Source organism: Nostoc sp. (assembly GCF_036919895.1).
Taxonomy (GTDB): domain Bacteria; phylum Cyanobacteriota; class Cyanobacteriia; order Cyanobacteriales; family Nostocaceae; genus Nostoc.
Window position 1 is genome coordinate 53,676 of record NZ_JBALBW010000111.1, and the last position, 21,346, is coordinate 75,021.

The 21,346-nt window shown below is 41.4% G+C and carries 14 protein-coding genes; 11 read left to right on the top strand and 3 right to left on the bottom strand.

Annotated features, from left to right (window positions below):
• The first annotated feature begins 288 nt into the window (after positions 1–288).
• A complete protein-coding gene (gene clpB / locus V7K55_RS22300) occupies positions 289–2,907 on the top strand; it encodes an ATP-dependent chaperone ClpB (RefSeq protein ID WP_334834828.1) in 2,619 nt (872 codons plus the stop codon).
• Between the two features lie 223 nt (positions 2,908–3,130).
• On the opposite strand, the gene V7K55_RS22305 is transcribed toward clpB, so the two are convergent.
• On the bottom strand, positions 3,131–3,685 hold the full coding sequence (locus V7K55_RS22305) for an SRPBCC family protein (protein WP_094330270.1): 555 nt from the start codon (positions 3,683–3,685) through the stop codon (positions 3,131–3,133).
• 420 nt (positions 3,686–4,105) lie between these two features.
• Between V7K55_RS22305 and V7K55_RS22310 the strand changes: the two genes are divergently transcribed.
• The 7 genes from V7K55_RS22310 to lpxD all read left to right on the top strand — a co-directional run bounded on the left by V7K55_RS22310 (position 4,106) and on the right by lpxD (position 10,072).
• Positions 4,106–4,300: a hypothetical protein gene (locus V7K55_RS22310; RefSeq protein WP_334834829.1), complete on the top strand. Its 195-nt coding sequence runs from the start codon at positions 4,106–4,108 to the stop codon at positions 4,298–4,300.
• 141 nt (positions 4,301–4,441) lie between these two features.
• Positions 4,442–4,606, top strand: coding sequence for a rubredoxin (rd, locus tag V7K55_RS22315; protein ID WP_334834830.1), 165 nt, complete (start codon positions 4,442–4,444; stop codon positions 4,604–4,606).
• Between the two features lie 49 nt (positions 4,607–4,655).
• Positions 4,656–5,894 carry an NAD(P)/FAD-dependent oxidoreductase gene (locus V7K55_RS22320; protein ID WP_334834831.1) on the top strand — a complete coding sequence of 413 codons (1,239 nt, stop codon included), beginning with the start codon at positions 4,656–4,658 and terminating at the stop codon, positions 5,892–5,894.
• 93 nt (positions 5,895–5,987) lie between these two features.
• Positions 5,988–6,617 carry a hypothetical protein gene (locus V7K55_RS22325; RefSeq protein WP_334834832.1) on the top strand — a complete coding sequence of 210 codons (630 nt, stop codon included), beginning with the start codon at positions 5,988–5,990 and terminating at the stop codon, positions 6,615–6,617.
• Positions 6,618–6,689: 72 nt separating this feature from the next.
• The gene (locus V7K55_RS22330; protein WP_334834833.1) at positions 6,690–7,436 is read left to right on the top strand and encodes a hypothetical protein; all 747 of its coding nucleotides are present in this window, start codon (positions 6,690–6,692) and stop codon (positions 7,434–7,436) included.
• A 358-nt stretch (positions 7,437–7,794) separates the two neighbouring features.
• Complete coding sequence (locus V7K55_RS22335) at positions 7,795–8,886, top strand: hypothetical protein (RefSeq protein WP_334834835.1); 1,092 nt, start codon at positions 7,795–7,797, stop codon at positions 8,884–8,886.
• A 133-nt stretch (positions 8,887–9,019) separates the two neighbouring features.
• Positions 9,020–10,072, top strand: coding sequence for a UDP-3-O-(3-hydroxymyristoyl)glucosamine N-acyltransferase (lpxD, locus tag V7K55_RS22340; RefSeq protein WP_334834836.1), 1,053 nt, complete (start codon positions 9,020–9,022; stop codon positions 10,070–10,072).
• A 58-nt stretch (positions 10,073–10,130) separates the two neighbouring features.
• Here lpxD and V7K55_RS22345 read toward each other — a convergent pair whose 3' ends face one another.
• Both V7K55_RS22345 and V7K55_RS22350 read right to left on the bottom strand, forming a co-directional pair.
• Positions 10,131–15,542, bottom strand: a complete 5,412-nt coding sequence (locus V7K55_RS22345; protein WP_334834837.1) for a trifunctional serine/threonine-protein kinase/ATP-binding protein/sensor histidine kinase — start codon at positions 15,540–15,542, stop codon at positions 10,131–10,133.
• Positions 15,543–15,756: 214 nt separating this feature from the next.
• Positions 15,757–16,668, bottom strand: coding sequence for a CoB--CoM heterodisulfide reductase iron-sulfur subunit B family protein (locus V7K55_RS22350; RefSeq protein ID WP_334834838.1), 912 nt, complete (start codon positions 16,666–16,668; stop codon positions 15,757–15,759).
• A 422-nt stretch (positions 16,669–17,090) separates the two neighbouring features.
• Between V7K55_RS22350 and acpP the strand changes: the two genes are divergently transcribed.
• The 3 genes from acpP to tkt all read left to right on the top strand — a co-directional run bounded on the left by acpP (position 17,091) and on the right by tkt (position 21,215).
• A complete protein-coding gene (acpP, locus tag V7K55_RS22355; RefSeq protein WP_334834839.1) occupies positions 17,091–17,345 on the top strand; it encodes an acyl carrier protein in 255 nt (84 codons plus the stop codon).
• Positions 17,346–17,610: 265 nt separating this feature from the next.
• Positions 17,611–18,861, top strand: coding sequence for a beta-ketoacyl-ACP synthase II (gene fabF, locus V7K55_RS22360; protein ID WP_334834840.1), 1,251 nt, complete (start codon positions 17,611–17,613; stop codon positions 18,859–18,861).
• A gap of 326 nt (positions 18,862–19,187) precedes the next feature.
• Entirely contained in the window at positions 19,188–21,215 is a 2,028-nt protein-coding gene (gene tkt, locus V7K55_RS22365) for a transketolase (RefSeq protein ID WP_334834841.1), read from the top strand.
• Positions 21,216–21,346 lie beyond the last annotated feature (131 nt).

The window sequence follows — 21,346 nt, forward strand, 5'->3', positions numbered from 1 at the left end:
AATGTAGTGAATATCAGCAATAAGTTAAATTAAATTTATGATGATTATAGTGAAACAAGCTAGGATGCTCAGGGCAATTGCTTTGGTGTATCTTAAACTAGGAAAATTGTTTGTAGACCAACCAATAAACGGCAGAAAAACCAGCAAGGGCGGTAATACTACTACTCTATAAAGACGTGAAGACCGATCCAGCTATGAGCTTACCTTTTTTTAGAATGTCTTTACGAGAGACTGTTGGTCTCTCTGTGCCTTGTACGCCTAGAGTGGTTTTTCTAAAAGTCTGCCTATATGCAACCTACTAATCCTAACCAATTTACAGAAAAAGCCTGGGAAGCGATCGCCCATACCCCCGATATTGTTAAGCAATATCAACAACAGCAGATTGAAAGCGAACACCTGATGAAAGCGCTGCTAGAACAAGATGGTCTAGCAACCGGGATTCTCACCAAAGCGGGTGTTAACCTCCAAAAACTGCGCGATCGCACCGAACAATTTTTTCAACGTCAGCCGAAAGTATCCGGTAATAGTACCTCAGTATACTTGGGACGCAGCTTAGATACACTGCTAGATCGAGCAGACGTGTATCGCAAGGAGTTTCAAGATGAATATATTTCAATTGAACATTTATTGCTGGGTTATGCCAAAGATGACCGTTTTGGCAAAGCTTTATTCCAAGAGTTTGCTTTAGACGAAAGCAAGCTAAAAAATATTATTAAACAAGTTCGTGGGAGCCAAAAAGTGACCGACCAAAATCCAGAAGGCAAATATGAAGCACTGGAAAAATACGGACGTGACCTTACAGAAGCCGCGCGTAAAGGTCAACTCGATCCAGTGATTGGCCGAGATGATGAGATTCGCCGCACTATCCAAATTCTCTCTCGCCGCACCAAGAATAATCCTGTGCTAATTGGTGAACCGGGGGTTGGTAAAACTGCGATCGCTGAAGGATTAGCACAGAGGATTATCGCAGGTGATGTACCCCAGTCACTCAAAGACTGCAAGTTGATTTCTTTAGATATGGGTGCTTTGATTGCGGGGGCAAAATTCCGGGGTGAATTTGAAGAACGCCTGAAAGCAGTATTAAAAGAAGTTACTGAATCTACTGGCAAGATTGTTTTATTTATTGATGAAATTCACACCGTTGTCGGCGCTGGTGCAACCCAAGGCGCGATGGATGCTAGTAACTTATTAAAACCAATGTTAGCGCGGGGTGAATTGCGCTGTATTGGGGCGACAACTCTGGATGAATACCGCAAACATATCGAAAAAGATGCTGCACTAGAAAGACGCTTCCAACAAGTTTATGTCGATCAGCCTAGTGTAGAAGATAGTATTTCGATTTTGCGCGGGTTGAGAGAACGTTATGAAAACCACCACGGGGTAAAGATTTCTGATAGTGCTTTAGTTGCCGCCGCCGTATTGTCGAGTCGATATATTAGCGATCGCTTTCTCCCTGATAAAGCCATTGACTTGGTGGATGAAGCCGCCGCGAGATTAAAAATGGAGATTACCTCCAAACCCGAAGAACTCGACGAAATCGATCGCAAGATTCTGCAATTGGAAATGGAGAAGCTATCGCTGCAAAAAGAAAGCGATGCTGCTTCTCGTGAACGTCTAGAAAGATTGGAAAAGGAAATTGCCGATCTTAAAGAAGAACAAAGAACTCTGAATACTCAATGGCAGTCTGAAAAAGATATCATTGACAAAATTCAGTCGGTTAAAAAAGAGATTGAACGAGTCAACTTAGAGATTCAGCAAGCAGAACGCGATTATGACCTTAACCGGGCTGCGGAGTTGAAATACGGTAATTTAACCAGTTTGCATCGCCAATTAGAAGCAGTAGAAGCTGAATTGGCAAGCGCTCAAAGAAGTGGTAAATCACTATTACGGGAAGAAGTTACAGAAGGTGATATTGCTGAAATTATTTCTAAATGGACAGGAATTCCCATCAGCAAGTTGGTGGAATCTGAGAAAGAGAAACTGCTGCATTTAGAAGATGAACTACATCACCGCGTGATTGGACAAGAAGAAGCAGTCACAGCCGTAGCAGATGCAATTCAGCGATCGCGGGCTGGACTAGCCGATCCTAATCGTCCCATCGCTAGTTTTATTTTCCTTGGGCCGACAGGTGTGGGTAAAACCGAGTTGGCGAAAGCGCTGGCGGGCTATATGTTCGATAGCGAAGAAGCGCTAGTGCGAATCGATATGTCTGAGTACATGGAGAAACACGCCGTTTCTCGCTTAATTGGTGCGCCTCCAGGATACGTGGGTTACGAAGAAGGCGGACAACTTACAGAAGCGATTCGCCGCCGTCCTTATTCTGTGATTCTCTTTGACGAAATTGAGAAAGCCCACCCCGATGTATTCAATATCTTCTTACAAATTCTCGATGATGGTCGCGTCACTGATGCCCAAGGTCATAAGGTGGACTTCAAGAACGCTATTATCATCATGACTAGCAACATCGGTTCGCAATACATTCTGGATGTCGCTGGCGATAACGCCCACTACGATGAAATGCGCCGTCGAGTTATGGAAGCGATGCGAAATAGCTTCCGTCCAGAATTCCTGAATCGGATTGACGAAATCATCATCTTCCACGGTTTAGATAAGAAGGAATTGCGGCAGATTGTGCTATTACAAGTGCAAAGATTGCGGCAAAGATTGAGCGATCGCAAAATATCCCTCAAACTCTCGGATATCGCACTTGACTTTTTAGCCGAAGTAGGGTACGACCCAGTGTATGGGGCGCGTCCACTGAAGCGGGCGATTCAGCGTGAGTTAGAAACTCAAATTGCCAAAGCTATTTTGCGCGGTGAATTCAACAACGGCGACACTATTTTTGTAGATGTGCAAAATGAGCGTCTTTCTTTTAGTCGCTTACCTGTTGAGGTATTTACTAGCTAATTCAGCTACTAGGGATTTCAGAGAAAACAAACCACAGAGGCGCAGAGGGCGCGGAGAAATTAAGAGGATAGAGGATTTTTGGATGAGATTTTTGGATGTTTTTTAATTTGTCAGTCCTTTATCTCACGCAAAGACGCTATTAAAAAAATGCGTCTTTGCGTTTTTTGTGAAACTTTTCACAATAGTTCTTTTCAAGTAATTGAACTACACCATTCCCCATTCCTTACTGCTTACAAATCACTTGTCGCATTTTCCGCATATTTGCAGGTAATTCTAAGTTCATTGCTTGTTGAATGAAAATTGATGGAATGGGAATCAGAGGTGTAGCTTGGACAGTATAAGCAAGCAAGGTGCCGTTACCGCAATCTTGGAGTTCTAAATTGGCGTTAAAATCCTCAAAAGTCCCTTTTACCATGCGAAACTGGATTTGTTGCCCCAGCACTTCTACAACGTTGAGGTAAATTTCCACTTGAGCGGTAAAAAAGAAAAAGGCTTTTTGTGCTGCTTGATACAAACGTTTGACTTCACCTTTGTGTGATATCTCGCTTTTAGTGATATCAGGAAAATATTGCACCCACCGGGGATAATCAGTTAATTGCTGCCAAACTTGCGATCGCACCATCGGCAAATACATCCAAGCCGTCACCGCGCCACCACAGGTTTTGTGCGATCGCGTTTCTACCAAAATTTCACCCTGTACCAGCAACTTTTGCTTGTCTTGACTCCAAGCCATACCTGAACCTTCAATAATTGAATCTGATATATAAGACGCAGACATAATGATTTTAGTTACTCCTCAACTCACCCACCTAAATCGAGTTAAAACTACAAGTCATAAAACTTGATTTCGATCCAACCCATTAAATTTTAGTTCCAGTGTAATGCCTATCCTTTCCGGAAAGGGTGAGATTTTGGTAATTATTTCAGTTTTTTTACTGTAAAATCTGTAGTTCCGATCGCAATTCACACAATAAATACTTAAGTAGGATTGATAATCGCAGTATTATAAATGAAAAACTAAGTTCTTAACAGCTAGAATGACATAAACACTATTTAATATCAAGCGTCTTACCCCAAAATCTGGATAGGATATCTCTATTTTTAAGTGTTATTTCTGATGAAACTATAACTTCATCATAACTTCATATCTGATGGTAAATATCAAGTGTAATTTCTATTGAGTTGAGAGGAAAATTAGGTGAGTCAATCTTCTTTAAATCGTAGATTAATCCAGATTTTTGGTATCCTTCTTGGTGTTAGCGTAGCCGTATGGGTACTGAGAGGCGTTGGTATTCTCACTTTTATTCCCGGTGGAATAATTTTGCTATTGCTACTAGGGGCGATCGCGATCGGGATTATCAGCTACGCCCAAAGGACTTGGTGGCGTTTGTAATCTGATTTCTCATAATGTGGGAAATTTCCCCCAAATGTAAACGGATACTCTGGTTTAAGAATTGTAGCGTAGCTATTTTTACTCACTGCCAGAAGTATTTAATAGGGAAGTAATACCAAAAATTTACCAGAGGATAGGGACATGGCAAAGTATATATGTACCGTTTGCAGCTATGAATACGATCCAGAATTAGGCGATCAAGATAGCGATATAGCGCCGGGAACAGCTTTTGAAGATATACCAGAAGATTGGTCATGTCCTACTTGTGGAGCCACAAAAGATCAATTTGAACTAGTTGAAGAGTGAAGATAACAGCTAGCCTAGTAAAGTCCGTGCTATTGAGAAATTTTAGAACTTGCTACCGTTACGAATTGTAGTTATTGGGGGTGGGGCTGCGGGATTTTTTGGCGCGATCGCTTGTGCTAAAGCCAATCCTGATGCCCAAGTTACTTTACTCGAAGCCAGTCGTCAACCACTGGCGAAAGTGCTAATTTCTGGTGGGGGACGCTGCAACGTGACTCACGCTTGCTTTGAACCGGAGGAGTTAGTCCAAAATTACCCCAGAGGTGCAAAAGCTTTGCGGGGTGCTTTGACGCACTTTGGCCCTCAAGATACAGTAGCTTGGTTTGCTGCTGGTGGGGTCTATCTCAAAACTGAAGCTGATGGCCGGATGTTTCCTGTCACCAATACTTCAGAAACCATTGTGGAATGTCTAATTAAAGCGGTGGCAAAATCTGGGGTAAAACTCCGGATTGGTACACATGTAACTTCAGTGAACCGAACCGCAGCAGATGGGGAGTTTGATGTTCTTCTGAAATCGGGAGAGACGATTAAATGCGATCGCCTTCTTCTTGCCACCGGTAGCAGCATTGTCGGTTATAAAATTGTTCGAGAGTTAGGTCATCAAATTGAACCGCCAGTCCCCTCATTATTTACCTTCAACATTCTCGATCAAAAGTTGCGGGAGTTAGCTGGAGTTAGCGTTAACCCTATCCAATTGCGGTTATCTGCGGGCGGAAAATCCCAATTACAACAAACTGGGCCATTGCTAATTACCCACTGGGGTTTGAGTGGCCCCGCAGTTCTGAAGCTTTCTGCTTGGGGTGCGAGAGTTCTGCACGAAAGACGCTATGAAGCCACATTATTGATTAATTGGCTGCCTGATTTGCAACAAGAACAAGTGCGAGAAAAAGTTTTAGCAGTTAAAGATGAATGGGGAAAGAAAGCGATCGCATTACATCGCGGCGTTGAACTCCCCCATCGTCTCTGGCAATATATCATTGCCCGTGCAGGGATCGCTACAGATGACCGTTGGGCAGAAATATCTAGTAAAACCTTAAATCAACTAGTGCAAGAACTGACTCAGGGACAATATTTAATCAACGGCAAAGGAGCCTTTAAAGAAGAATTTGTGACTTGTGGTGGCGTTAAGCTCAAAGAAGTCAACTTCCAAACGATGGAAAGTAGGTTAGTTCCTGGTCTTTATTTTGCTGGAGAAATCTTAGATATTGATGGCGTTACCGGTGGCTTTAACTTCCAAAGTGCTTGGACAACCGGGTATTTAGCAGGGATAGCAATGGCGACTAGCGATTAGTCCCACTACAGGGATTATGACAGTTTAAGAGAGTTTGCATGCAGTAAGCACTTTAGTCCTTACTACGAACTTATCAATTGATAGAGAATAGTCATGAATCAAACAGAGTATCTAATTCTTGAGTTTGCCGTTACATTTTCTCCGACTTTAACGCAAGTAGCACAAGAGGAAAATCTATTTTATTCTGAGGTAGTAAATGCTGCTCACCACCTGTTTCAGAACGGTGATATCTTAGCATCTTTATACTCTCGTGAAGATCCAGAAAAAGAGGAAATTTCTAATGTAGTTTTAACTTTTGATGAGATTCAGGCTAACTTAAATGGAGAACTTCCAGCTGATTACTATTTAACTCCACAAGGAGGAGCTAAGTGGGAAGCACTTGCTCATCCTAATTGGAATCAGTTTTACTCGGGGTTTTTTTCTGATAATAGCGGTGAAATAATAGGTACTCAGCGACCAATGGTAGAGAAATTACTTGCTATAGACTGTTTTATGGATCATAAACATATTCCTGGTTCAGAAGTTTGGGAGGTGTTGGAACCTTGGGAAGTAACCTATTGGAAAACCTTAAAAAAGGGTTATTCAGTCTGTTATAAACAAGAATATAGTTATTCGTATTTAGATGAAAGGTATACTCCTATCGATTGGCTTGAATCCTATGAACAAGCGGGTAGATGGTACGCACAAATGACAAAATGGTATACAAGACCTTTGTTTAACTAATATATTTAAATCTAAATGCGCCAACTAGTTTACAAGTGTCAACCTATTAAATGCATTACTCTTGAATCTGGTTTGCTTGAGTCAGAAGAAGAATATTATAATGGGCAACAAGATTATGAAAATCTAGACATAGCCATTATTAGTACTTGGGCAAGCTGGAAATTACCAGGAAAAAGATTAGAAGTTTTTACAAAAGAGCGGTTAGAAGCTTTTCAGGAATTGCTTGACCAAGCTGAGAAGGTAATAGGGTTTAATAGTATCATTCTCGATGACCCACTTTGTCAAGCTAATGGAATTAACGTCAATACAAATTATGATTTACTACGTGAGATTCTGGGAGAGGTTATTAATATCGCACTGTATACAGAATACAAGGATTATTGTCAAGAGAGAAATATATTAGCTAAATATCCTATTGTAGCTAAGTATACCTTACAAGCTTTAGTTCAGATGAATTTGGGTGAAAATCAATTAGCAACTTATAAGTCAGATTCAGTACTTTGGCAACTTGGAGAACAGGAAAAAGTAATTAATAATTGCCTGCATCAGGTTTGGCTAATCAAGAAGCTTTATGATTTGCATACTCAGGATAGACTTTTTGATCCTGTATTTGGTAGACCCGTAAGTCGGAAATTTCCCATTCCGGTTCCTACTAAAAATATTTATCAAAAGTTGATTGCCTTTGGACTTGGTGCCTTGTTTCGTAAAGATAGGAATTATGCTTATTTGAGGAAATTTTCAGATTACGAGCATTATGCCCTCCTCTGTCGTCATCTTCAGCAACCCAACAGATATCCTGGCAAAGATGAGAGATGTTGAAGACAAAATTTTAGGTGATTCAATAGCCGAGCAAGCGCTCTCTTAATTCTTGTATATTATTAATTATTTCAAAACTTGAACCGTCTAGAGGATAAATAATCTCTATCTTAATTATTAATTATCTGACTAGTACAAAATGGCAAAAGTCTACTCTTAAAACTTGTTACCAAGAGCGTCTCCGTGTTAGCCTCACCACATTTACCAATTCTTTATAAATAAGCGATCGCTATTAGCTATATTTACTTATCAAAATTCATACTAATTATCTAGCATTTCTCACCTTGCCACTCCACATTCACACCAGTCACCCTAGAGAAGGCAATTTTCTCAGGGTGTATTAGTTTTTCCTAGATAATGTATGAACACTGATAAAAATACTGCGTCTGAAATTACGTTGCAAGGTAGCCAGTATATGCTACATGGCTTTCCAGTGCTTGGTATTCCTGATGATGAGCGTGCTGTAAAATACTTCAGTCTCAATCCTTTTCTACCAAATGCCCAGAATCGTTGTCCGATTGAGTGTGCCTATTGTGTCTGTCATCAAGACCGTGACTGGCACCATTATCCCCAAAACTTTCAGGATGTCTCAACTCCGATTGACCTCCTTGATATTTTGCTAGATCGCATTTTTGCTACACAGGAGGGACAAAAGGGCTTTCCGATTTCACTATGCGACTACTCTGACCCCTTTATTCCAGCCCATCGAGAACGTGTACTATCAATTTTGGATGCGCTGATTGAACGTAAAGCTGCCAACATAGTCTACATCACCACCAAAGTTCATCCTGGCCAATCTTTTCTAGAGCGCCTGAAAACAACTCTAGAGCAACCTCATTCCCTTCGAGTCACTGTCTTTGTAAGTTTACCTCCTTTGAAACCAGGTTATGAGCAAGCCTCAATTCAGAGTCGGGTACAGTTGCTGCAAGATTTAGTCAAACTTGGCATTCCGTGTTGTTGGTATCTACGTCCACTGGTTGAACAGTGGTTTGATGAAGCTTTAATGTGGCAATTAGCACGCACGCTACTGCCCCATGTCTCCCATCACGTTATTCTGTCTGGGATTGTCATGTCTGAAGAGATTGAAGCGAGTCTGTTAAAACAGGAATTAATCGTTCCAGAATGGGATCGTACACAACCAGGACGTAAGGAATACTTGTCATTGGAGTTCGAGTCAAAACTGCGCTCAATTCTCAGCACTGTTGCTAGCGAGCAAAATACTTCTCTCGGCCCGGTGATGGGACATCGGCTATGCGGTACTAACGGCAATCATGCTTATGGCTGCTTGATTTGCGCCAAACAAAACCGTTATTGCCAACTTTTTCAACTTCATCACTATGGTGAGACGATCGCATCTGAAGATAATCAACGCCTCAAGACGCTACTGAAACAAGATTCGCTGAAAGTAGGCTCATCTTTACAACGAGAGCCATCAAAAGAAGAATGTCGGTGAAGTACTCTAACCTGAAGCGAAGTTAGGTATGGTCTGATTGCCTCGCCACTATGTGTCTACAAAATTGGTCTATTGGAGCATAAAGAGGGAAAATTATCTTGCCATTGTAGATCAATTTTGAACACATCCAACAATGAAATTCAGCGAAATTATCCGCCAATTTGGTGATGCTGCTAGCAATCATAGTCTGATTAGCAACCCAGACTATGACCCAGAAATTACAGGGGTAGCAGCTATTGATGAAGCTACCACTGGTACTCTCAGCTATGTAGAAGGGCCAAAATTTGGATCTTTTGTCGGTAAGACCAATGCTAGTGCTTTAATTTTGCCCAAAGACGAAAAATTACAGGTGGTCGCCCAAGAGAGAGGTATTGTCTGGTTAGCAACCCCAGATCCGCGACTGTTGTTTGCCAAAGCGATCGCACTTTTTTACCAACCATATCGCCCTGTTCCAGAAATTCATCCCACTGCTGTGATTCACTCCACTGCAAAAGTTGGTAGTGATGTTTATATTGGCCCCCATGCTGTGATTCAGCAAGGCGTAGAAATTGGCGATGGCGCAATTATTCATCCCAATGTGGTGATTTATCCAGATGCCAAAATTGGCGATCGCACCACTCTACACGCCAACTGTACCATCCATGAACGCACCCGCATCGGTGCAGATTGCGTCATTCACAGTGGTGCTGTCATTGGTGCAGAAGGCTTTGGTTTTGTTCCTACCCGGACTGGTTGGTTCAAAATGGAACAATCTGGCTATACAGTCTTAGAAGATGGCGTGGAAGTTGGCTGCAACAGTGGCATTGACCGTCCATCCGTCGGAGAAACACGGGTAGGTCGCAATACAGTAATTGACAGTTTAGTGCAAATAGGTCACGGTTGCAAAATTGGTTCTGGCTGTGCGATCGCAGGTCAGGTTGGTATGGCGGGAGGTGTTCAACTGGGAAATCGCGTGATTTTAGCCGGACAAACAGGAATAGTCAATCAAGTGAAGATAGGAGATGGAGCAATGACATCTGCTCAAAGTGGAATTCACAACGATGTTGCGCCAGGAGAAGTTGTCTGCGGAACTCCAGCCCTTCCTTACAAAATATATCTCAAGGTATGTGCTGTTTATGGTCGCCTGCCAGATATGTATCAATCGCTCAAACAATTGCAACGTAAATCTAAAAATAGCAATGATTAATCAATAAAATTTGGGAATGAGGAATTCCCAATTCCCTACCTAAAGGGTTTTGTAAATCCTAAATAGGAATAGCGATCGCAAATTGAGTACCTACACCGACTTCAGATTCCACAATGATTTGACCACCGTGTTTTTCTACCACAATTTGACGAGCGATCGCTAATCCTAATCCTGTACCTTGACCAACTCCTTTAGTTGTAAATAAATGGTCAAAAATTCTTTGTTTTACCTCTGTTATCATCCCCTTGCCATTGTCAGCAATCCAAATATTGACATGATTATCTTGTAAAAATGTCCGAATTGTGATGCAATTAGGGTTAGCCTCAATCTCCTGATAACTACGACCCTGATTTGATTCTTCTAAAGCATCAATGGCATTTGCTAATAAATTCATAAATACCTGATTTAGTTGTCCAGAAAAACATTCAACTTCAGGCAAATCGCCATAGGTTGTAATTACTTCAATCGCTGGACGGGTTTCATTTGCTTTGAGGCGATGTTTCAGGATCAAAATTGTACTGTTAATGCCTTCGTGAATATTGCAAGCAACTTTGTAGTATTTATCTGCTCTAGAAAATGTTCTTAAACTAGTGCTAATATCACGGATACGATTAATTCCCAATTCCATAGAGGCGATCAGCTTTGGTAAATCTTCCTGTATATATTCCAAATCAATTGCATCAATTTTATCAGCAACAACTGCATTCCTTTGGGGATATTCTTGCTGATACAAATTAAGTAAATCAAATATATCTTTGACATAATCTAATGCTGGGGGAATATTTCCGGCAATAAAGCCTACAGGATTGTTGATTTCATGGGCTATACCTGCAACTAAATTACCCAATGCTGACATTTTCTCACTTTGCACAAGTTGCAGTTGAGCTTTTTGTAATTCTTGCAATGCTTGTTGTGACTGTTGATAAAGCCGAGCATTTTCTAGAGAAATTGCGGCTTGGGTACAAAGAAAATTAATAACTACTAGGCGACCAATTGTAAATATACCTTGAGTTAAGTTGTTTTCTAGATAAATAATCCCAACTAAATGCCCTTGATTGATAATCGGTATACATAATACACTTTTTGGTTTATATCGCAACATATAATCGCCAATCAAACCACTAATTTCAGTTTGGCAATCGTCAATTATTAGAGATTCTAATGTATGTTTAACGTATTGAATAAGCTGTATAGGAACCTCTTGGCAATCATCTAATGGTTGTGAACTAAGAACTGTTACAAGCTGCTGATTGTTAGGATTAATAGAAGCGATCGCTTGAATTTGCCATTCATCTTCATTTGGTAGAATTAGTACACATTTTTTGGCTCCAGCATTTTCTAAGATAATTTTAGTAAGATTAGTAATTAATTCATCTAATTGGATGCTGCGGGAGATAATGTGAGCTACTTTGATGACAGATACAAAATCTAAAATCTCAGAAATACTAGTACTAGTAGCACTAGTACTAATTGTTGATTTTGAAATTGAAGTACTGCCTGTTGCCGCTATAGTTTCTAGAGAGTTGAAGCTGAGTTTTTGTTGTTGCAGAATGGGTTGGAGTAGCTGAGAATACTGTTTTTCTAAGTCATCAGTTTTTGCCTTAGCACCCCATTTTGCATAACAATAGTAAGCTTCTTGCATATATACCTGAGCTACTTTTTCTTTTCCCAATTCTAGGTAAAATTTGGCTGCAAGTTCATTTGCCAGGGCTTCTTCTTGGATATAGCCGTTTTCTTTAGCGAGGGAGATAGAGGAATCATACAATTCCATCGCTTTATTTTTGTGTTGCAATACTCGATGTCGTTCTGCCTCAATTAAGTCAAATTTGTGTTGATAATTCATTGGGGCATGATGTACCCATTTTCCCAACTTTTTTTGATGATAATTGACTTTTTTAATAATTTGTTTTTTCTCAATTGCGGTTGCTTTTAGATAAAGATTTAGTTGTGTTAATGCGTCATAAAAATAAACTACTGGTACTACTGCTGCCGATGTAACTCCATCTAAATAGGTTATGGCATTAATCGCCGCATCTGAAGCCGCGGCATAATTTTCAAACAGATAGCAAAGTATTAGTTCATTGGCATAGCTAAAGCTTAATCCGGTGCGATCGCCTGCTTGTTCTTGTAATTTGCGAGTATTTTTGGCATCATAAACAGAACCTGATAATTCACTAGGATTAGTAGATTCTCCTAATAAATTCTTGATGGCTTGACGAAATGAATTTATGTATATATAAGCTTTCTCTTGTTTAAATTGCTTATAGACTTCAGCATAAGCACCCATCTTCTTTTCTAACTCAGACAACTCCTCACCGATCAAATATCCATGAAAACTACAACTATAACTAGCCCATGATGCATATTCAATATCTCCCGTTTCTAACCCGACTTGATAAGCTTCGGTTAATGGTGCAATTGTCTTTTGTGTATGTTGATGCCAATGATTGACAAATGTTTCAACAATGAAAAAGGTTCTAGCTTTTAATTCCTGAGCATTAAATTTATCCAGAACTTGTAATGCTAGTTGGCCAAATTCATAACCTGCCTGAATATTTCCGATAATGCCACATTGAATTAATCCATACCAGGCATAACCAAATGCAGATTCTGCTGCATTACCATACTGCATCGATAAGCTGACTTCATTTAAAATAATTGGTGGTAGCAAATCTGGACGAGCAATATAAGCGGTTGAATTTGTACTAGCCAGAATTCTAATTGCTGCTAGTTGTTCCCCTCCAGTCATGTTAGGCAAGTCAATTAAACTTAAAGGAGATTTGCCTAGCAATCGTAATGTTATTTTGCCTAAACCAAGTAATGTTTCCGTTTGACTGGCTTGGGGAGACAGTTTAACACCTAAGAGATTCAGAAGCGCGATCGCAGTCTGAATCGAATTATCAAAACGACTCTGAGCTAAATAAGATTGGATTTGAATCTCAATAGATTTAACCCGATCTAGTAAAACTTTAGCATGGTGTTGTACTTGTAAGGCAAACTCTTCTACCTTGTCAAATTCGCCAATCAGATAAGCAGCCGCAGCAGCTTCTTCATACAAGGCTAAGGTGAGAGCATACTTTCGTTCCCAACTATCTGTTGTCAATAGCTGAATACCAAAACTAATATATTCCATTGCCGCAGTATATGCAGTAGATAGTTTCGCTTTTTGCCCAGCTAGCAGATTTAACTGTGCTAATTGCTCTCTGTCTGACTGCTGAATAATTAGCTTCACACCAATATTCAATTGATTAACAATCTCAAAAATTCTCTCTTCTTGCTTTTCAATAGGTGTATTATTTAATAACAGGTTGCCAATTTGCAAATGAATTGCTTGATTCTCATTGTCTGGGATTAAGGAATAAGCTGCTTGCTGAATGCGATCGTGCAGAAACTTATAACTGATAGTCTGAGAGCTTTTTAACCCATCTTGTGTTTCTTGTCCTACATAAAACTTGTATATTTCACTTTGAGGTAGGATGAATCCCTCTTGCAATGCTCTCCACAAATCCGATGAGGTTTCAAGTTCTGATTGTTCAGAAACAACTGCTAAAGTTGCTAAATTAAACTGATTGCCAATACAAGCTGCAAGTTTCAAAATATTCTGCGTTTTTGTCGGTAGTTTCTGCAACTGTAACGCCATAAATTCGACGACATCATCAGTAAGACTTAAGGCTTTTACTGCTACAATATCACATTGCCAGTAGCCTAATTTACTATCAAAGACAATCAGCTTATCTTCATAGAGAGATTTCAGAAATTGTGTGCTAAAAAACGGATTACCTTTACTTTTTTGGTAAACGAGTTGAGTTAATGGCTCGGCAATTTTTAGGGAACAACTGAGTGGATCAGCCACCAACTCATTTAAACTTAAGAAACTTAAGTTAGCTAATGTAATAGTATTAATAGTAGCCTGAGTTTTTGTGATTTCTTCTAAAGTAAATATTAAAGGATGAGCCGCAAAGACTTCATTATCCCGATAAGCACCAATTAATAATAAATATCCCCTGGCTGATTCACTCATCAACAATTGCATCAACTTGAGAGAGGCTGAATCTGCCCACTGTAAATCATCTAAAAACATCACCAAGGGATGTTCCTTAGTTGTGAATAGCTCTACAAACTTTTGAAATAGTAAATTAAAGCGATTCTGCACCGCATTTCCTGATAATTTTGGTGCAGGTGGTTGTTGACCAATAATTATTTCTAATTCAGGAATAACTTCAATAATTACCTGTCCATTCTCGCCGACAGCTTCTAGAATACTGGTTTTCCAGTGATGTAGCTGTTGGTCATTCTCTGTTAACAACTGCATCATTAAATTCCGAAAAGCTTGTACAAAAGCAGAAAAGGGAATGTTGCGATTAAATTGGTCAAATTTACCTTTAATGAAGTAACCTCGTTGTTTAACAATGGGTTTATGAACTTCATTAACAACAGCAGTTTTACCAATACCAGAAAAACCTGCAACTAACATCAGTTCGCTGCTTCCTTGAGAAACCCTTTCAAAGGCTGCTAGTAGTTGCTGAACTTCGTTTTCTCGACCGTATAACTTTTCTCTAATGAGGAAGCGATCGCACACATCCCTGGTTGCAATTTTAAAGGTTTCAATCTTATCTGTAAAATTGAGTTTTTCTAGACAAGTTTCCAAATCATATTTCAATCCTAATGCCCTCTGATAGCGATCTTCAGCATTTTTCGCCATCAACTTGAGCGTCATATCACAGAGAACTTGGGGAACTGCTTCTTCATTTCTGAATTTAGACTTTTGAATTTTGAATTTATCCGGTTGTTTGGCAATATGGCAATGTAGTAACTCCATTGGATCATCAGTCAAAAATGGCAGTTCTCCCGTTAGCAATTCAAAAAAAGTAACTCCCAGTGCATAGAAATCTGCTCGATAATCAATCCCTCGATTCATCCGCCCAGTTTGTTCTGGTGCAAGATAGGCTAATGTCCCTTCTAGAACATTGGGATTTTTAATTTCCTGGGTTTCTTTGGGTAATAATGAGGCAATACTAAAATCGATGATTTTAACCTGCTTTGTCTCTGGGTGAATCAGGATATTTGCAGGTTTGATGTCTTTGTGAATAATGTGGTGATGGTGCAAGTAGTTGAGGATATCTGCCAGTTGGATAGCAATTTCCAAAAACTCGTTTAATGTTAGTGGTTGATTTTGAACATAGTCTCGTAGCGAAGTACCGCCAAAATCTTCCATTACTAACGCATAGCTATTGCGGTAGGTTTCTAAACTATACGGACGAATAATCCCCGGATTATCTAGATTTTTGGAAATAGTATACTGATTACGAAACTGCAACAGTTCATTGAAGGTTGGGTACTCGCGCAGTAGCAATTTGACCACAATCCCCAGCCGATCTGCTTCTCTTATGCCCCTATACACCACTGTTCTAGAGCCAGCATAGAGTTTTTCTATTAGTTGATATTGGGGAATTATAGCGATCGCATCCATCTGTACCTACCTTACCGCACAAGTTTTATGGCAGACATTTAATACCCTTAGTATGCCCTTTGCTTGAGTATCGATCGCAGCTAGTACATCAATAGTATTTGCCAGCAGGTTCATAAACGTGCAGAGACGCAAAGTTGTGCGTCTCTACATAGGTTGATACTGAAAGCTTAAGTTGATAGCAATGAACTTGTGCCCATACCTTGTACTCCACAAACTAAAATCCTAATTTCTCCAGCACTGGCTTGGTGGAAACAACATGACGTTCTAAACCCAGTTCTTTTGGACTAACCCCAAGTGCTAAAGCAATTAACTGGGGTAAATGCAACACTGGTAAACCTAACTTTTGCTCAATAACTTTTTCCACCTCTGGCTGACGCGAGTCTAAATTTAAGTGGCATAGTGGACAAGGTGTAACTATACAGTCAGCACCAGATGTCAAAGCGTCTTGAATATGCATCCCCGCCATTTTGAAAGATTGAGTAGTGGCATAACTAGCCAGGGGCCAACCACAACATTGTGTCCGGCCTCGGTAATAAATTGGTGTTGCACCCACCGCCCGAAACATATTTTCCATCGCTTCTGGCTGGAACGGATCGTCATAAGGCATGGATTTTTGGGCGCGGAGGAGATAGCAGCCATAAAAAGCCGCACATTTTAATCCACTTAACTTCCGGGTGACACGTTTGGTAATTTCCTCTAAACCGTAATCTGTCACCAAAGCGTAGAGGAGATGTTTAACGTCAGTACTGCCGCGATAGGGCGAACAGCCTTCTTTATGGAGCAAGCCATTAACCTGTTCAATGTAAGTAGGGTCAGAAGTCTGACATTCTTTCAGATGTTCGTTAACATGACCAATCACACCTTGACAAGTACTGCAATGAGTAAGTAAGGGTAAATTTAATTCTTCAGCTAAAGCAATATTTCTAGCGTTGACTGTATCTTCTAGCAGTTGAGAATCTTCTTTAAATGTGCCAGAACCGCAGCAAGCAGCTTTTTTAAGTTCAACCAATTCAATACCCAGTGCTTGGGTAAGGGCTTGAGTTGACTGGTAAAGTTCCCGACAGGCCCCTTGAGCAACACAACCGGGAAAGTAAGCGTATTTGAGTTTGAGTGTCTGAGATAGCATAGAGGTATATTTGGGTTAGAGCGATCGCTCTAAACAATAACTGTTTTATCATTCCTTGTTAGCACTAAAGTTCTGATGTTTGACGTTGAGCGACCTTTAACCATCTAGGTTCAAACCCGCAGCGTCTATATATTTTGATTGCTAGCAAGGCTGGAAATACCGATCGAGACATTGTAAAAAAAATTAGCAATAATTAGACCACCGAAGCATTTATATGGTATCAACGATGGCGTAGCCCGCTCCCCCACTCAACTGTTCCCAAAAAACTTACCCGATTATTTTGAGGGACGGAAGGGGTTTTTTAACAGAAAAACCCTTGGTAGTATACGGGCGATCGCGCTTGACGATAAGATGTATATGCTCAAAACAATGTCTCCCATAAAGAGCAGAACCTAGCAACTGGTTAAGGACTTTTATTATTTATGAGCCAAACGGAACTTTTTGAAAAGGTCAAAAAAATCGTTATCGAACAACTTAGTGTTGAACCCCCTGAGAAAGTCACACCACAGTCCAAGTTTATGGAAGATTTAGGGGCCGATTCCCTGGATACCGTTGAACTGGTGATGGCTTTGGAAGAAGAATTTGATATCGAAATTCCTGACGAAGCTGCCGAGAAGATTGTATCGGTTCAAGACGCAGTAGATTACATCAATAACAAAGTTACCGCATCAGCTTAAAAAAGTTTTGAGTTTTCAAAGTTCAGATGGCAATGCCATGCCCCCTCTGGGCGTTTATGGCAAAACCACTGCTTTAACTTTTCACTGAGTGCTGAACAGTTAAAAGTTTAAGAGTTAGAGTTTTAGGAGGCAAAAGTTCGGAGTTCTCTCCATCTTTGAGTGCTTCCAAAACTCACAACTCAGGACGGGCTAAACCCTAGCTATCCGCTAACAGAACTCAGCACTGTTTAATGCCTGCTGCTTTTTCGCCACCTTTAACTGAATCATGACAGATCATACACGTAAACGCGTTGTTGTAACTGGTGTTGGCGCGATTACACCTATAGGTAACACAGCAACAGAATATTGGGATGGATTATTGAGTGGACGCAATGGGATTGACTACATCACATTTTTTGATGCGTCTCGCCATGATTGCCGCATTGCTGGTGAGGTAAAAAACTTCGATCCACATGATTATTTGGAGCGCAAAGACGCAAAGCGCATGGATCGATTTTCCCAATTTGGGGTTTCAGCAGCAAAACAGGCTCTAGCTAACGCGCAGTTAGTTATTAATGAACTGAATGCAGAACAGGTAGGTGTCATGATCGGTTCTGGCGTTGGCGGCATTAAGGTATTAGAAGACCAGCAAACTATCTACCTAAACCGTGGGCCCGATCGCTGTAGTCCATTCATGATACCGATGATGATCGCCAATATGGCAGCAGGATTAACGGCAATTCACACGGGTGCTAAAGGGCCAAATTCCTGTCCTGTAACTGCCTGTGCTGCTGGCTCCAACGCTGTAGGCGATGCCTTTCGCTTAATTCAAGGGGGATATGCCCAAGCGATGATTTGCGGCGGAACAGAGTCAGCCGTGACACCATTATCAATGGCTGGGTTTGCCGCCTGCAAAGCCCTCTCTTTTCGCAATGACGATCCGTATAGAGCTTGTCGTCCCTTTGATCGCGATCGCGATGGATTTGTCTTGGGTGAAGGTTCAGGAATTTTAATTCTAGAAGAACTACAACACGCCCTAAGTCGCGGCGCTCACATTTATGCTGAAATGATCGGCTATGGTATGACCTGTGACGCATACCATATCACCTCCCCCGTCCCTGGTGGACTTGGAGCCGCGAGAGCCATAGAACTGGCGCTCAAAGATGGCGGTATCGCTCCCGAGCAGATTAGCTATATTAATGCTCACGGCACTAGTACCCCCGCTAATGATTCAACTGAAACCTCAGCGATCAAAAAAGCCTTGGGAGAACATGCTTATAAGGTGGCAATTAGCTCCACCAAATCGATGACAGGTCATTTATTAGGCGGTTCTGGAGGTATTGAAGCAGTCGCAACAGTATTGGCGATCGCTAATGACCAAATTCCACCGACAATCAATCTGGAAAATCCCGATCCAGAATGTGACTTAGATTACGTGCCTAACTACAGCCGCGCTCAAAAAGTCGAGGTGGCAATATCCAATTCTTTTGGGTTTGGCGGTCATAATGTCACACTGGCCTTTAAGAAATACGTCTAAAAGAATTCAGGAGTCAGAATGGGCTAAACCCTAGCTATCCGCTAACAGGAGTTAGTAGTTTTATCCTCCTCTGCTCCCCTGCCTCTGTGGCTCTAGTCGGCTCTCCTGAGATGACTGTGCCAAAAGTATCAGAAATATCATTCCGATATAACTTAAGCGTTCTGCATGACCCAATTATCAGCTTGATTTATCACCATAAACTCAGGAGATCCCGCTTGTCCATCGACAAGTGGGAATGGGATGATGAGGATATTGTGGGGAATCTAAAATAACCCCAGCAAGAGAAGCTACAAAGAGTGCTAACCCGTCGTTAAAAACAAGAGATTATGACTGTTGCAACCCAATCCCTCAAAGAACTGTCCCTCGAAGAACTTTGTATTAACTCGATCCGCTTCTTGGCTGTTGATGCCGTAGAAAAGGCAAAATCGGGACACCCAGGATTACCAATGGGCGCGGCTCCAATGGCTTTTGTCCTCTGGGATCGATTTTTGAAGTTTAATCCCAAGAATCCCAAATGGTTTAATCGCGATCGCTTTGTCTTGTCTGCCGGTCACGGCTCGATGTTGCTGTATGCCTTACTGTACTTGACAGGCTACGATAGCGTCACTATTGAAGATATCAAGCAATTCCGTCAATGGGGTTCTAGAACTCCCGGTCATCCAGAAAACTTTGAAACCCCAGGCGTAGAAGTCACAACTGGCCCCTTGGGTCAAGGAATCGCCAATGGAGTCGGTTTAGCGATCGCCGAAGCCCACCTTGCCGCTAAATACAACAAACCTGATACCAAGATTGTTGACCATTACACCTACGTAATTTTAGGTGACGGTTGCAACATGGAAGGAATTTCTGGTGAAGCTGCTTCTTTTGCGGGACACTTGGGATTAGGCAAACTCATCGCTCTGTACGACGACAACCACATTTCTATCGACGGTTCCACAGATGTGGCATTCACCGAAGATGTTTCCAAGCGCTTTGAAGCTTACGGTTGGCACGTTCTTCATGTCAAAGATGGTAATACAGATTTAGCAGCGATCGCTAAAGCAATTGAAGAAGCTAAATCTGTCACCGATAAACCATCAATGATTAAGGTGACAACCACCATTGGTTATGGTTCCCCCAACAAACAAAACACTGCTGGTATTCACGGTGCTGCTTTGGGTGGAGACGAAATAGCATTGACTCGGAAAAATTTGGGTTGGGAATACGAGCCTTTCGTAGTACCCGAAGAAGCCCTCAACCATACACGCAAAGCAGTTGAGCGCGGTGCAGGCTACGAAACCGAATGGAACAAAACCTTTGCCGACTACAAAGCTAAGTATGGACAAGAAGCGGCTGAATTTGAACGCTACCTAAGCGGCAAACTACCCGACGGTTGGGATAAAGTACTACCAACCTACACCCCAGAAGACAAAGGATTGCCCACTCGTAAGCACTCAGAAAACTGCCTCAACAAATTAGCAGCAGTTTTACCTGAATTGATTGGTGGTTCAGCCGACTTAACCCACTCCAACTTGACCGAAATCAAGGGCAAGGGCGACTTCCAAAAAGGACACTACGAAAACCCCAACATCCACTTTGGTGTGCGGGAACATGCTATGGGCGCAATCTGTAATGGTATAGCGCTACACGCTTCAGGATTAATCCCCTACGGTGCTACCTTCTTAATTTTCACAGATTACATGCGTGCTGCCATCCGGTTATCCGCCCTTTCCCAAGCTGGCTCGATTTGGGTGATGACTCACGATTCCATTGGACAAGGTGAAGATGGCCCGACACACCAACCCATTGAAACTCTAGCTTCCTTAAGAGCTATTCCTAATTTATTAGTGTTTCGTCCCGCAGACGGTAACGAAACCTCCGGCGCTTATAAAATAGCGATCGAGCAAGCGAAGCAAAACGCTCCGTCTCTGTTGGCGTTCACCCGTCAAAACGTTCCCAACTTGGCAGGTACATCAATTGAGGGCGTAGCGAAGGGTGGATACACCGTAGTTGATAGCCAAGGTACACCTGATATCATCTTGATTGGTACTGGTTCAGAATTGAGCCTCGCTGTCGGCGCAGCCGAAAAACTTAAAGCCGAAGGTAAGAAAGTTCGTGTCGTCTCCCTACCTTCATGGGAACTGTTTGAAGCACAGGATGCAGCTTATAAAGAATCTGTTCTACCGAAAGCTGTCACCAAACGTTTGTCTGTAGAAGCTGCTAGCAGTTTCGGCTGGCACAAATACGTGGGTAGTGAAGGCGATTGCGTTAGTATCGATCGCTTTGGTGCTTCGGCTCCAGGCAATGTTTGCTTAGAGAAGTTTGGCTTTAGCGTTGATAATGTTTTAGCTAAGGCTAAACAATTGTTGGGTTAATAACAACAGAATATTCTCAAAATTTTGTGGGGTGGGCTGAAATGCCCGCCTTTTTTTACGCAGAAGGGCGCTGAGTAGAATCGTTTATAATTAGGCTAATTATTTGATGAATGAGGAAGGAATTATGCAAC

Excerpts from the sequence above, each read along its gene's own strand:
- clpB (WP_334834828.1), top strand. The coding sequence starts at position 289 with ATGCAACCTACTAATCCTAACCAATTTACAGAAAAAGCCTGGGAAGCG.
- V7K55_RS22305 (WP_094330270.1), bottom strand. The coding sequence starts at position 3,685 with ATGTCTGCGTCTTATATATCAGATTCAATTATTGAAGGTTCAGGTATG.
- rd (WP_334834830.1), top strand. The coding sequence starts at position 4,442 with ATGGCAAAGTATATATGTACCGTTTGCAGCTATGAATACGATCCAGAA.
- V7K55_RS22325 (WP_334834832.1), top strand. The coding sequence starts at position 5,988 with ATGAATCAAACAGAGTATCTAATTCTTGAGTTTGCCGTTACATTTTCT.
- V7K55_RS22335 (WP_334834835.1), top strand. The coding sequence starts at position 7,795 with ATGAACACTGATAAAAATACTGCGTCTGAAATTACGTTGCAAGGTAGC.
- lpxD (WP_334834836.1), top strand. The coding sequence starts at position 9,020 with ATGAAATTCAGCGAAATTATCCGCCAATTTGGTGATGCTGCTAGCAAT.
- V7K55_RS22345 (WP_334834837.1), bottom strand. The coding sequence starts at position 15,542 with ATGGATGCGATCGCTATAATTCCCCAATATCAACTAATAGAAAAACTC.
- V7K55_RS22350 (WP_334834838.1), bottom strand. The coding sequence starts at position 16,668 with ATGCTATCTCAGACACTCAAACTCAAATACGCTTACTTTCCCGGTTGT.
- acpP (WP_334834839.1), top strand. The coding sequence starts at position 17,091 with ATGAGCCAAACGGAACTTTTTGAAAAGGTCAAAAAAATCGTTATCGAA.
- fabF (WP_334834840.1), top strand. The coding sequence starts at position 17,611 with ATGACAGATCATACACGTAAACGCGTTGTTGTAACTGGTGTTGGCGCG.
- tkt (WP_334834841.1), top strand. The coding sequence starts at position 19,188 with ATGACTGTTGCAACCCAATCCCTCAAAGAACTGTCCCTCGAAGAACTT.